The sequence below is a fragment of the Kineosporia rhizophila genome, from assembly GCF_021277265.1.
Lineage (GTDB): Bacteria > Actinomycetota > Actinomycetes > Actinomycetales > Kineosporiaceae > Kineosporia > Kineosporia rhizophila.
Window position 1 is genome coordinate 263629 of record NZ_JAJSOH010000004.1, and the last position, 12602, is coordinate 276230.

Sequence of the window (12602 nt, forward strand, 5' to 3'; positions counted from 1 at the left end):
CCTAAGCCGCTGGTCCCGGTGGCGGTCCCCGAGCTGGGAGCTGAACGAACGCATGACCGACAACCCGTCCGGCGCGCTGTACGCCGAGGTCGTGGCCACCGAACGACTGAGCCCGCACCTGGTGCGGATCGTCTTCGGCGGTCCCGAGCTGTCCGGCTACGAGCCGCTGAACGTGCCGGACGAGGCGGTCGTGCTCTGGTTCCCCCGGCCGGGCCAGGAACGACCCGCGCCGGTGACCGAGAAGGACGGCGTGTGGGGCCACCACGACCCGCAGACCGCGCCGGAGGGCCGCAACTACACCGTGCGGGCCTTCGAAGCGGGTGAGAACGCGCGGATGACCGTCGACTTCGTGGTGCACCCGGGCGGGGTCGCGGGGGAGTGGGCGGTCAACGCCCAGGTCGGGCAGGAGCTGCTGATCACCCGCCCCCGGTGCTGGTACGAGCCCCCGGCCGACGCGAAGTGGATCCTGGCCGCGGCCGACCTGACCGGCCTGCCCGCGCTCGCCCGGATCATCGAGGAGTGCCCGGCCGACGGCCCGCAGGTGCACGCGATGGTCGAGACGGCCGACGCCGACGACCTGGCGGCGCTGCCCACCACCCAGTGCAACGCCCACAGCGTGGACGCGAGCGTGGGCACCGGCAACGGGGTGGCCCCCGGCGCGCTGAGCGACCTGATCGCCGCCAAGCTGCCCGAGCTGCTCGGCCAGGGCCCGGGCTACGTCTGGTACTCCGGTGAGGCGGCGCAGTCCCGGGCGATCCGGAAGCTGATGCGTAAGGAGCACGGCTGGCCGCTGGAGCGGGTGACCACCGTGGGCTACTGGCGTCAGGACGCGGAGCGCTGGGCCGAGACCTACCAGAAGGTCGGGGGCGACCAGCTGGTGAAGGTGTACTACGACGCGATCGAGCACGGCCTCAGCAACGCCGAGGCGTCGGAGCTGCTGGACGAGGAGTACGAGCGGGCCGGGCTCTAGGCCCGGCCCGCCCGGCCCTCAGAAGAGGGCCGGCTCCAGGGTGTCGGGATACAGCGCCGCGGTGTTCTTTCCCTCTGCGTCGCGGACGAACAGAGCCAGGTAGCCCCCACCGTCACCCAGTTCCACCGAGGCCGCCCCGGCCACCGGGTCGCCGAGCGACCACTTGCCCGGGTACTTGCCCAGCCGGGTGGCCTCGCCCGGGTCGTCGGAGCAGTCGGCCAGGCCTTCGGGGCAGCGGAACTGCACTCCGACCACGTCCAGGGTCTCCCGGTCGATCCGGCAGACGCTGGACCGGGGCAGGCCCCCGTCGCCGTCGTGGCCGCAGTACACCGCGTCCGGCGTGACGGTGAGCCAGTACATCCGGTCGGCCATCGGGAAGGCGCGCAGGATCCGGCTGCGGTCGGGCGAGAGCAGCAGCACCTCGCTGTACTCGCCGCAGAACGGGTACGAGCGGGCCGGGCCGGCCGGGGCGAGGCAGCCGTCGGCGCCGAACGGATCGCCCTCGTCGAACGCATCGGCGTGACGGATCGTCCAGACGCCCTCCGGGGTGGTGACTTCGGGGAGGTCCTCACCGATGAGGCGCTCGGCCAACGGCAGTTCGGCCAGTTGCGGGTACACCCCGTCCCGCTCGGCCTCGGCGGCCGACTGGCTGGGGATGCTCTCGTCCAGATGATCCACCACCGGAGTGGGGAGCGCCGAAGGAGCGGCCGGCGCCTCGCCGCCCTGGTCCTGGCCGAGGAAGATCAGGGCGCCGAGCAGGATGCCGAGAACGGCGACCCCCGCCATGAGGGGCACCAGGAACGGCAAAGTGCGGGAGGGCCTCGTCCATTGTTCTTGATGTGTCGGTACCGACGCGCCCACCCGGTCGTTCAGGTCGTGCAGGGCGTTGCGCAGGCGGTCGTCGAGGTCGCTCATCGCTGGTCGCCTTCCCCGAGGATCTGGGCCAGCGAGGCCCGGGCCTTGAACAAGTGGGCCTTGGCAGTGCCCTCGGCGCAGCCCATGATCTCGGCCACCTCACGCACACTGCGGTCTTCCAGGTAGGCCAGCACCACGGCCGCGCGTTGCTGCCGGGGTAGCTGCCGGATCGCCGCCAGCACCGTCTCGACCTCTTCTGGGCCGGGAGGCAGTGGCGTGGGGGTACTGCCCAGCCGGAGCAGGGCGGCGGCCTCGACCCGGGCCCGGCGCAGCCGCTTGGAGGCCAGCTGGATGGTGACCCGGCGCAGCCAGGCACCGGGCTGGTCGTAGCGGCCGACCCGGTCCCAGTTCTGCCGGGCCTGCAGCAGCGCGTCCTGGGCCACGTCCTCGGCGGTCAGCCAGCTGCCGGAGACCGCGCAGGCGAGCGTCACCATCCGGCCGAACTCCCGCCGGTAGAACTCCTCGTAGTCCACGACCTGCTTACCCCCGGAGACTGCGCGCGGTGGAGCTGGCATCCCGGCCATCCTTCCCCTCGTGGCTGGTCCATGACCATGCACAGCCGCGGGGTGGGGTGCAGGGTTTACCGACGGCCCCGACTACGCTCTCCGGAATGAACAGCAGCAAGGTGTGGGTGCGCTGATGGCGCGGGTTTCGGGCCACGGGCCGCAGCGCGATGCCAAGGAGACGGCGGCCGCCGAGGCGCTGTCCCGCCGGTCGGCGGAGGTCTACCGGGAGATTCTCGACCGGGCCCCCGAGCACGACCTGGTGCCCAGCCTGGACCGGATCCAGGCGGTGGCCCAGCTGCTCGGCGACCCGCAGCGGGCGTTCGAGGCGGTGCACGTCACCGGCACCAACGGCAAGAGCTCGACCACGCGGATGATCGAGCGGCTGCTGCGCGAGCACAACCTGCGCACCGGCCGGTTCACCAGCCCGCATCTGAACGACGTGCGCGAGCGGATCTCGATCGACGGCGAGCTGATCGACCAGCAGCGCTTCGTCGAGGTCTACGACGAGATCAAGCCCTACCTCGACCTGGTCGACCAGCGCAACGCCGAGGCCGGCAACCCGCGGCTGACGTACTTCGAGGTGCTGGTGGCGATGGCCTACGCGGCGTTCGCCGACACCCCGGTCGACGTCGCCGCGGTCGAGGTCGGCCTGGGCGGCTCGTGGGACGCGACCAACATCGTCGACGCCCGGGTGGCCGTGGTCACCCCGGTGGGGGTCGACCACGAGCGGTTCCTCGGCCACGACCCGGCCACGATCGCCACCGAGAAGGCCGGGATCATCAAACCCGGCGCTGTGGCCGTGCTTTCGGAGCAGCTCGAGGAGGCCATGGAGCCCCTGCTGCAGCGGGCGGCCGAGGTGGGCGCCACGGTGTTCCGGGAAGGGTACGAGTTCAGCGTCAGCAGCCGGGAGGTCGCGGTCGGCGGCCAGCTGCTCACCCTGCAGGGCATCGCCGCGGTCTACCCCGACCTCTTCCTGCCCCTGCACGGCGCGCACCAGGCGCAGAACGCGGCCACCGCGCTGGCCGCGGTCGAGGCCTTCCTGCTGTCCGACGGGCGCGACTGGGCCGAGACCGACAACTCCCGCGAGGGAACGGGTCTCGACATCGACGTGGTGCGGGCCGCGTTCGCCGACGCGAGCTCGCCCGGGCGCCTGGAGATGGTCCGGCAGAGCCCGACGGTGCTGATCGACGCGGCCCACAACCCTTCCGGCGCGCAGGTTCTCGCCGATTCCCTCGAAGAGGCCTTCGGCTTCAGCAAGCTGGTCGGGGTGGTGGCGGTGCTGGAGGACAAGGACGCGGAGGGCATCCTCGGCGCGCTCGAGCCGGTGCTCTCCGAGGTCGTCGTCACCCGCACCTCCTCGCCGCGGGCGATGGACGTGGACGAGCTGACCGAGATCGCCGAGGACGTGTTCGGCGACGACCGGGTGGCCAGCTTCCAGCGGCTCGACGACGCCCTCGACTACGCGATGGGCCAGGCCGAGATCGGCGGGATGATCGGCGGCGGGGTCCTGGCCACCGGCTCGGTGACGATGGCGGCCGACGTCCGCCGGCTCTTCCGGATCCGTTAGAGATCGGGGGTTGACCCTGACGCAGGGTCAACCTTCGAGGATCGCTGTCATGAACACAGCGATCGCGATCCGGGGACTGCAGAAGTCCTATGGTGAGGTCGGCGTCCTGCGGGGCGTCGACCTGGAGGTTCCCGAGGGAACCGTCTTCGGCCTGCTGGGCCCCAACGGCGCCGGCAAGACCACGATGGTCAGGATCATGGCCACCCTGCTGGCCCCCGACGCCGGGCAGGTGCGCATTGCCGGGTACGACCCGGTGCACGAGGCCGACGCGGTGCGCGCCTCGATCGGCCTGACCGGCCAGTTCACCGCGGTGGACGAGCTGCTCACCGGTCACGAGAACATGGTCCTGGTGGCCGACCTGCTGCACCTGGGGCGGCGTGAGGGCCGCCGTCGGGTGGCCGAGCTGCTGGCCCACTTCGACCTCGAAGAGGTGGCCGGCCGCCCGGCGAGCTCGTTGTCCGGCGGCCTGCGGCGTCGCCTCGACCTGGCCATGACCCTGATCGGCCGCCCGCGCATCGTCTTCCTCGACGAGCCGACCACCGGCCTCGACCCGCGCAGCCGCCGCGCGGTCTGGCAGATCGTGCAGGAACTGGTCGGGTCCGGCACCACGATCTTCCTCACCACCCAGTACCTGGAGGAGGCCGACCAGCTGGCCGACCGGATCGCCGTGCTGGACCACGGCCGGTTCGTCGCCGAGGGCAGCCCGGCCGAGCTCAAGCAGCAGGTTCCCGGGGCGCAGAACCTCGACGACGTGTTCCTGGCCCTGACCGGCCGCCCGATTCCCGTTGCTCCCGAGGAGGACTCGCTGTCATGAGCGCCATCGCCCCGAACCTCACCGCAACCACCCCGCGTCCGTTCACCGACTCGCTCACGATGCTGCGACGCGTCCTCAGGCGGGCTCTTCGCTACCCGGGCCTGACCGTGGGCGTGCTGCTCGTGCCGGTGGTGATCCTGCTGCTCTTCGCCGGTCTGCTGGGCCGCCCGCTCGGCGCCGGCATCGGGGTGCAGGGCGAGGGCGGGTACATCAACTACCTGGCACCCGGCGTCTTCCTGATCACCGTGGCCTCCGGCTGCACCAGCAGCGCCGTGGCCGTCTGCGTGGACCTCACCTCCGGCATCGTCGACCGGTTCCGCACCCTGCCGATCTCCCGCGGCGCCTTCCTCACCGGCCATGTGCTGGCCAGCCTGGTGCAGACCGCGATCAGCACCGTGCTGGTGATCGGCGCCGCTGTGCTGATGGGATTCCGGCCCCAGGGAAATGTGCTGGACTGGCTGGCCGCGTTCGGCCTGCTGATGCTGATGGCCCTGGCCATCACCTGGCTGGCGGTGCTGATCGGGCTGCGCTCGCCGAACCCCGAAGCCGCCTCCAACACGCCACTTCTGGTGCAGCTCCTGCCCTTCGTGAGCAGCTCCTTCATCCCCACCGAGACGATGCCCACGGCGGTGCGCTGGTTCGCCGAGTACCAGCCCTTCACGCCACTGGCCGAGACCCTGCGGGCCCTGCTGCAGGGACGCGATCCGGGTTCGGACGCAGTGGTCGCGGTGCTCTGGTGCCTGGCCGTCGGGGTGCTCGCCTACGCTGCTGCTGCCCGCCGTTTCGCCGAGGTCAGGAAGAGCTGAGACACCGATGACGGACGATGCGCGCGCCTCGGTCGGGCCGGTTCCGGCCGACGCGTCGCTCACGATCGGACAGCTGGCCGCCTACACCGCAGTCACGGTGCGGGCGGTTCGGCACTACCACCAGCGGGGACTGCTGGCCGAGCCGGAACGCGACGCCTCGGGCTACCGGCGCTACGGCGCCCGGGCGGTGCTCGACCTGCTGAAGATCCGCACGCTTTCGGAGGCCGGGGTACCGCTGGCCCGGGTGCAGGAGCTCCTCGAGGTGCCGCAGCCGGTGCTGGCCGAGGCAGTGCAGGAAATTGAGGACGATCTCGACCGCCAGATCTCGGAGCTCCAGTTGCGTAGGGAGCGGCTCACCGCACTGGGCCGAGGTGAGAATGCCCTCCTGCCGGGTGAACTCGGCAATCTCCTGGAGACGCTGCGGGCAGCGGGAGTGAGTGAGTGGGCGTTGCGGGCGGAACGGGACGGCTGGGTGCTGATTCTCGCCCGGTATCCCGTTCGCGGCCGGGAACTGTTGCTGGACAAGATCTCCTGGCTGGCCGCGCCGACGGCGCTGCGGCAGTACGTGCTCTACGACCAGGCCCAGCACTGGGAGCCGGACGACCCGCGGCTGCGCGAGGTGGCCGACGAGATCATCGGGACCCTCCAGCCGACCGCGGCCGATCTGCCCGAGGGGTGGCAGGAGGAGGACGCGGAACTGGCCCGGATGCTGACGGTGTTGTTCACCGCGGCCAAGACCCCGGCCCTGCTCCAGCTGGAGCAGATGCTCGCCGAGGGGCACCCGAGGTGACCGGGTCCGCGATCCGGGCCCAGCATCGTCCTCAATCGCCGGCGATCGACCGCTCACCGGACTTTTTGTTTTTTGTGGCCGAAGTTCTTCACAAAATGGGCGAAGGCTGACTACTGTCCCTCACAGACGCTACACAGGGGTAGTGATCGGACACGGACGGGGAGGTCGGCATCGTGGCGCGAGTCGGCACCCGTCCGGAGAACCGGCACCAGGCCCGCTTCCTCAGGATCCTGAGAGACAGCGGCCCGCAGTCGCGGGCCGAGCTCGGCGACGCCGTGGAGCTGTCCAAGTCGAAGGTCGCGATCGAGGTCGAGCGGCTGGCCGAGCTGGGCTTCGTGGACGTGGTCGGGCTGGCCGCCTCGCGCGGCGGCCGGCGCTCGCAGATGGTCGCGCTCTCCCAGAACCTGCGCTTCGTCGGTGTCGACATCGGCGCCACCTCGATCGACGTGGCGGTGCTGGACGGTGAGCTGAACCTGCTCGGGCAGGACCGGGCCGAGACCGACGTGCGCCTGGGCCCGGGACCGGTGCTGGACCAGGCCACCGATCTGGTGGCCAAGGTCCGGGCCGAGCTCGACGGCACGATCACCGGGGTCGGGGTGGGGGTGCCGGGCCCGGTCAGCCAGGCCGAGGGCGCACTGGTGGCGCCGCCGATCATGCCCGGCTGGAGCCGCTTCCCGATCCGCGACGTGCTCGGCGCGGCGCTCGGCGCCCCGGTCATGGTCGACAACGACGTGAACGTGATGGCCCTCGGCGAACTGCACGCCGGCACCGCGCGCAGTGTGCGCGACCTGCTCTTCGTCAAGATCGGGACCGGCATCGGCTGCGGCATCGTGGTCGGCGGGGAGATCTACCGCGGGGTGAACGGCTCGGCCGGCGACATCGGGCACATCCAGGTGGACGGCCACGGTCCGGTCTGCGCCTGTGGCAACACCGGCTGCCTGGAGGCCGCCTTCGGTGGCGCCGCCCTGGCCCGCGACGCCGAGGCGGCGGCCCGCAGCGGCCGCTCGGACTGGCTGGCCGAACGCCTGCTGGCCGGAAATCCGCTCTCAGCCAGGGATGTCGGGGCCGCGGCGGACGCCGGGGACCCGGTCAGCCTGGCCCTGGTGCGCGACGGCGGAACCCGGATCGGCAAGGTCCTGGCTTCTCTGGTCAGCTTCTTCAACCCTGGTCTGGTGGTGATCGGGGGCGGCGTGGCCGGCCTCGGTCACCCTCTGCTCGCCGAGATCCGCAGCGTCGTCTACCGCCGTTCGCTTCCTCTGGCGACCGGCAATCTGCCCATCGTCCTGTCCGAGCTCGGCGGCACCGCGGGAGTCGTGGGTGCCGGGCGGCTCATCTCAGACTCGGTATTCGCCACCAACTGAACGTTCTTCGCGCTCCATCCTGACCTCGACGAGGAGGCCACAGTGGACGACGTCCTGCTGCGCATGCGCGGCATCGTCAAGCAGTTCCCCGGTGTCCGGGCCCTGGACGGCGTCGACCTCGACGTCGCCGCGGGCCAGGTGCACTGTCTTCTCGGCCAGAACGGCGCCGGGAAGTCCACCCTGATCCGGGTTCTCGCCGGAGCCCACCGCCCGGACGAGGGGCAGATCACCTGGGCGGGCGAGGAGGTCAGCTTCTCCTCGCCCTCGGCCGCCATCCAGCGCGGCATCGCCACCATCTACCAGGAACTCGACCTGGTGCCCGGTCTTTCGGTGGCCGACAACCTCTACCTGGGCCACGAGAAGGCCACCGCCGGGTTCGTGCACCGCGGAGCCCAGGGGGCGGCCGCCCAGCAGGTGCTGAAGAAGCTCGGCCACCCGGAGATCCCGGTCGGCCGTGAGGTGGGCCGGCTCTCGGCCGCGCAGCAGCAGATCGTCAGCCTGGCCCGCGCCCTGGCCCGGGACGCCCGGCTGATCGTGATGGACGAGCCGTCGGCGGTGCTGGCCCACGACGAGGTGGAGAACCTGTTCCGGGTGATCCGCGACCTGATCGCCGAAGGCGTTGCGGTGGTGTACATCTCGCACCGTCTGGAGGAGATCCGGCAGATCGGTGACCAGGTCACGGTGCTGAAGGACGGTCGCACGGTGGCCACCGGGCTGCCGGCCCGGAGCACGCCCACCGCAGACCTGGTGTCGCTGATGACCGGGCGGCGGGTGGAGTACCTGTTCCCGGCACGCGACGAGGCACCGGTGTTTCCCGAGGAGTTCCTGCTCAAGGTCGACGGTCTGGGCCTGAAGGGCTCTTTCGAGGACGTCAGCCTGACCGTCCGGCCCGGCGAGATCGTCGGTCTGGCCGGGCTGGTGGGGGCCGGGCGCTCGGAGGTTCTGGAGACGATCTACGGGGCCCGGCGGCGTACCTCCGGTTCGGTGGTCATGGACGGGCGCGAGCTGCCGGCCGGTTCGGTGCGGGCGGCGGTGAAGGCGGGAATGGGGCTGGCGCCGGAAGAGCGCAAGAGCCAGGCCCTGCTGCTGGGTGAACCGGTGGCCCGTAACGTCACGCTGGCCTCGCTGCCGAGGATGACCAAGGGCCTGCCCGGCTGGCTGGACCGGCGCCGGGAGCGGACCACGGCGCAGGAGGCGACGTCCGGGCTGGAGGTGCGCCCGGCCGACGTGACCCGGCCGGTACGAACGCTTTCCGGCGGCAACCAGCAGAAGGTGGTGCTGGCCCGGTGGCTGCTCGGGTCGACCCGGCTGCTGCTGCTCGACGAGCCGACCCGAGGTGTGGACGTGGGCGCCCGCTCGGAGATCTACGCCCTGGTGCGGCGCCTGGCCGACGCCGGGATGGGCGTCCTGCTGGTCTCCAGCGAGGTTCCGGAGGTGCTCGGCCTGGCCGACCGGGTGCTGGTGATGCGTGAAGGGCGGGTGGTGCACACCGCCCCGGCCGGTGAACTCGACGAGCACCGGGTGCTCGACCTGGTGATGGAAGGAATCGTGCGATGAGCGAGGCCCTTTCCGAAGACCGGACGGCCGCCCCGGCGGCGGCGCCGGCCCGCTCCGGCGTGCTCGCCCGGCTGCGCGGCACCGAGGTGCGCAACCTCGGCCTGGTGGCGGTGCTCGCCGTGCTGGCCGTGATCGGGGCGGCCTCCAGCGAGAACTTCCTGACCGCCGACAATCTCGAGAACATCCTGGTCAGCTCGGCCACGATCGGTGTGGTCACGATCGGCATGACGTTCGTGATCATCGGCGGCGGCATCGACCTGTCGGTGGGGGCGCTGGTGGCCCTGGCCTCGGTCTGGGCCACCACCCTGGCCACCCAGTCGTACGGGCCGTGGATGATGGCGCTCTGCGCGATCCTCGTCGGGGCCGGCGCCGGGCTGGTGAACGGCCTGCTGATCGCCTACGGCCGGCTGGTCGCCTTCATCGTCACCCTGGCCATGATGGTGTCGGCCCGGGGGCTGGCCGCCCGCCTGGCCGACAACCGCTCCCAGGTGGTCACCGAGCAGCCGATCAAGGATCTGGCGACCACCGACGTCCTCGGGATCCCGCTCCTGGTCATCATTCTCGCCCTGGTGGCGACCGTGGGCTGGGTGCTGCTGAACCGCACCACCTTCGGTCGGCGCACCTTCGCGATCGGCGGCAACACCGAGGCCGCCCGGCTGGCCGGGATCGACACCCGGCTGAACACGGCCCTGCTCTACGTGCTCTCCGGAACCTGCTGCGGGATCGCCGCGATCATGCTGCTGGCCCGCACCACCACCGGCTCCAGCACCCACGGCCAGCTCTACGAGCTGGACGCGATCGCCGCCGTGATCATCGGCGGGACCCTGCTCACCGGCGGCCGCGGCACCCTGGTCGGCTCGGTCCTGGGCGTGCTGGTCTTCACCGTGATCACCAACATCTTCATCCTGAACAACCTGCCCACCGAGACCCAGAACATCGCCAAGGGCCTGATCATCGTCGCGGCCGTGCTGCTCCAGCGCCGCGCGAACCGCGAAAGCAGCTCCAGCTAGGGCATTCCCGCCCACCCATCCCACGGAGGTTCCGATGGACCGTTTCGCTCTCGACCGCCGGCGTCTGCTCGTCGGGTCCGGACTGCTCGGTGCGGCCGGCTTTCTCGCCGCCTGCACCAGCAACGAGCCGGAGACCGAAGACGCCGCCGCCACCACCCAGGCGGCCGCCACCGGCAGCGGCAACGACGAGCCCGGCCAGGAGGTGGTGATCGGGTTCAGCGCCCCGGCCGCCGACCACGGCTGGATCGGTGCGATCACCACCAAGGCCGAGGAGGAGGCCAAGAAGTACCCGGACGTCGACTTCCAGGCGGTCGAGGGCAGCAACGACGTGAACCAGCAGATCTCCCAGGTGGAGACGCTGATCAGCCGCAACGTCGACGTGCTGGTGATCCTGCCGTTCGACGGCAACGCCCTGACCGAGGTCGGGGTGAAGGCGATGGAGGCCGGGATCCAGGTGATCAACCTCGACCGGGTGTTCTCCTCGCCCCGGGGTGCGCGCACCTGGATCGGCGGCGACAACTACGGCATGGGCGCCGCGGCCGGGTACTTCCTGGTGCAGCAGCTGCAGGCGAAGGGCGTGAAGAACCCGGTGATCGGCGAGGTCCAGGGCATCGCCGACCTGCCGCTCACCCAGGACCGCAGCAAGGGCTTCGCCGAGGCCCTGGCGACCGCCGGGTTCAAGGTCTCCAACCAGGTCAGCGCCCAGTTCACGGTCGAGTCCGGGCAGCAGGTGACCAGCAACCTGCTGCAGGCCGCGCCGAAGCTCGACGCGCTCTGGAACCACGACGACGACCAGGGCCTGGGCGTGCTGGCGGCGATCGACCAGGCCGGGCGGGACGAGTTCATCATGGTCGGCGGGGCCGGCTCGAAGAACATGATGGACCTGATCAAGGCCGACTCCGGGGTGGTCAAGGCGACCGTCACCTACCCGCCGAGCATGGCCGCCTCGGCGGTCAAGCTGGCCCGGCTGGTGGGGCAGAACAAGGGGATGTCCGACCTGGTCGAGCTCGGGGTGCCCGCCTCGATCACGCTGACCAGCGAGACCGTGACCAAGGAGAACGTGGACCAGTACCTCTCTCTGGGATTCGAGTCCTGATGGCGGAAAACACCCTCGGGGTAGGGATGATCGGCTACGCCTTCATGGGGGCGGCGCACTCCCAGGCGTGGCGTTCGGCCGGGCACTTCTTCGACCTGCCGGCCACCGCCCGGATGACCGCGATCTGTGGCCGGGACCGGGCGGCGACGGAGGGCGCGGCGGCGAAACTCGGCTGGGAGAGCGTGGAGACGGACTGGCGGGCGCTGCTCGAACGGGACGACATCCAGATCATCGACATCTGCTCACCCGGGGACACCCACGCCGAGATCGCGATCGCCGCGCTGGCCGCGGGCAAGCACGTGCTGTGCGAGAAGCCGCTGTCCAACACGGTGGCCGAGGCCGAGCTGATGGTGGCCGCGGCCCAGCAGGCCCGGCTGCACGGGGTGCGCTCGATGGTCGGGTTCAACTACCGGCGGGTGCCGGCCATCGCGCTGGCCCGCAAGCTGGTGTCCGAAGGCCGGCTGGGGGAGATCCGGCACGTGCGGGCCCAGTACCTGCAGGACTGGATCATCGACCCGCAGTTCCCGCTGGTCTGGCGGCTGCAGGCGGAACGGGCCGGCAGCGGGGCGCTGGGCGACATCGGCGCCCACATCGTCGACGCCACCCAGTTCATCGTGGGCGACCAGCTGGCCGGGGTGAGCGGGCTGACCGAGACCTTCGTCAAGGAACGCCCGTTGCCTGCTGCCTCGTCCGGTCTCTCAGCCGGTACCGGAGGCGGCACCGGTGCAGTGACCGTGGACGACGCGGCCCTCTTCATCGGCCGGTTCGGCAGCGGGGCCCTCGGGTCGTTCGAGGCCACCCGGTTCGCCGGGGGGCGCAAGAACGCCATCCGGATCGAGGTGAACGGCAGCCTGGGCAGCCTGGCCTTCGACTTCGAGTCGATGAACGAGCTGCACCTGTACGACGGCACCGCCGCCGCGGAGACCGGGGGGTTCACCCGGATCCTGGTCACCGAGCCGGAGCACCCGTACCTGAGGGCGTGGTGGCCGGCCGGGCACCTGATCGGCTACGAGCACTCCTTCACCCACGAGATCGCTGACCTGCTGACCGATCTGGGCAACGGCACCGACCCCACGCCGTCGTTCGAGGAGGGGCTGCAGGTGCAGCAGGTGCTGGCCGCGGTGGCCGACTCGGCCGCCGCCGGATCGCGCTGGCAGTCGCTGCCCGCGCCGGTCGCCGCCACCAGCGCCGCCTGATTTTCCCGCACGCG

The 12602-nt window shown here is 71.1% G+C and carries 12 protein-coding genes; 10 read left to right on the forward strand and 2 right to left on the reverse strand.

Translation table 11 applies throughout. The features are described 5' to 3' along the window. The first annotated feature begins 52 nt into the window (after positions 1-52). Positions 53-970: a siderophore-interacting protein gene (locus LWF15_RS09595; protein WP_232810071.1), complete on the forward strand. Its 918-nt coding sequence runs from the start codon at positions 53-55 to the stop codon at positions 968-970. An 18-nt stretch (positions 971-988) separates the two neighbouring features. Here LWF15_RS09595 and LWF15_RS09600 read toward each other — a convergent pair whose 3' ends face one another. Next, positions 989-1885, reverse strand: coding sequence for a hypothetical protein (locus LWF15_RS09600; protein WP_232810072.1), 897 nt, complete (start codon positions 1883-1885; stop codon positions 989-991). Beyond that, positions 1882-2400 (reverse strand): SigE family RNA polymerase sigma factor, encoded by a 519-nt coding sequence (locus LWF15_RS09605; protein ID WP_232810073.1) that lies wholly within the window; start codon positions 2398-2400, stop codon positions 1882-1884. The genes LWF15_RS09600 and LWF15_RS09605 overlap by 4 nt, the downstream gene beginning before the upstream one ends. 124 nt (positions 2401-2524) lie before the next feature. Between LWF15_RS09605 and LWF15_RS09610 the strand changes: the two genes are divergently transcribed. From LWF15_RS09610 to LWF15_RS09650, 9 genes are all read left to right on the forward strand, one after another. Then, positions 2525-3958 carry a bifunctional folylpolyglutamate synthase/dihydrofolate synthase gene (locus LWF15_RS09610; RefSeq protein WP_232810074.1) on the forward strand — a complete coding sequence of 478 codons (1434 nt, stop codon included), beginning with the start codon at positions 2525-2527 and terminating at the stop codon, positions 3956-3958. Between the two features lie 49 nt (positions 3959-4007). Continuing rightward, complete coding sequence (locus tag LWF15_RS09615) at positions 4008-4772, forward strand: ABC transporter ATP-binding protein (RefSeq protein ID WP_232810075.1); 765 nt, start codon at positions 4008-4010, stop codon at positions 4770-4772. Continuing rightward, entirely contained in the window at positions 4769-5578 is an 810-nt protein-coding gene (locus tag LWF15_RS09620; protein WP_232810076.1) for an ABC transporter permease, read from the forward strand. The genes LWF15_RS09615 and LWF15_RS09620 overlap by 4 nt, the downstream gene beginning before the upstream one ends. 7 nt (positions 5579-5585) lie before the next feature. Then, positions 5586-6368, forward strand: a complete 783-nt coding sequence (locus LWF15_RS09625) for a MerR family transcriptional regulator (protein WP_232810077.1) — start codon at positions 5586-5588, stop codon at positions 6366-6368. A gap of 173 nt (positions 6369-6541) precedes the next feature. After that, positions 6542-7729: an ROK family transcriptional regulator gene (locus tag LWF15_RS09630; protein WP_232810078.1), complete on the forward strand. Its 1188-nt coding sequence runs from the start codon at positions 6542-6544 to the stop codon at positions 7727-7729. Between the two features lie 63 nt (positions 7730-7792). Beyond that, entirely contained in the window at positions 7793-9286 is a 1494-nt protein-coding gene (locus LWF15_RS09635; RefSeq protein ID WP_269809916.1) for a sugar ABC transporter ATP-binding protein, read from the forward strand. Further along, the gene (locus LWF15_RS09640) at positions 9283-10296 is read left to right on the forward strand and encodes an ABC transporter permease (RefSeq protein ID WP_232810080.1); all 1014 of its coding nucleotides are present in this window, start codon (positions 9283-9285) and stop codon (positions 10294-10296) included. Before LWF15_RS09635 ends, LWF15_RS09640 begins: the two co-directional genes overlap by 4 nt. A gap of 34 nt (positions 10297-10330) precedes the next feature. Then, positions 10331-11392: a substrate-binding domain-containing protein gene (locus tag LWF15_RS09645; protein ID WP_232810081.1), complete on the forward strand. Its 1062-nt coding sequence runs from the start codon at positions 10331-10333 to the stop codon at positions 11390-11392. Beyond that, the gene (locus LWF15_RS09650) at positions 11392-12588 is read left to right on the forward strand and encodes a Gfo/Idh/MocA family protein (protein ID WP_232810082.1); all 1197 of its coding nucleotides are present in this window, start codon (positions 11392-11394) and stop codon (positions 12586-12588) included. The genes LWF15_RS09645 and LWF15_RS09650 overlap by 1 nt, the downstream gene beginning before the upstream one ends. The last annotated feature ends 14 nt before the right edge of the window (positions 12589-12602 follow it).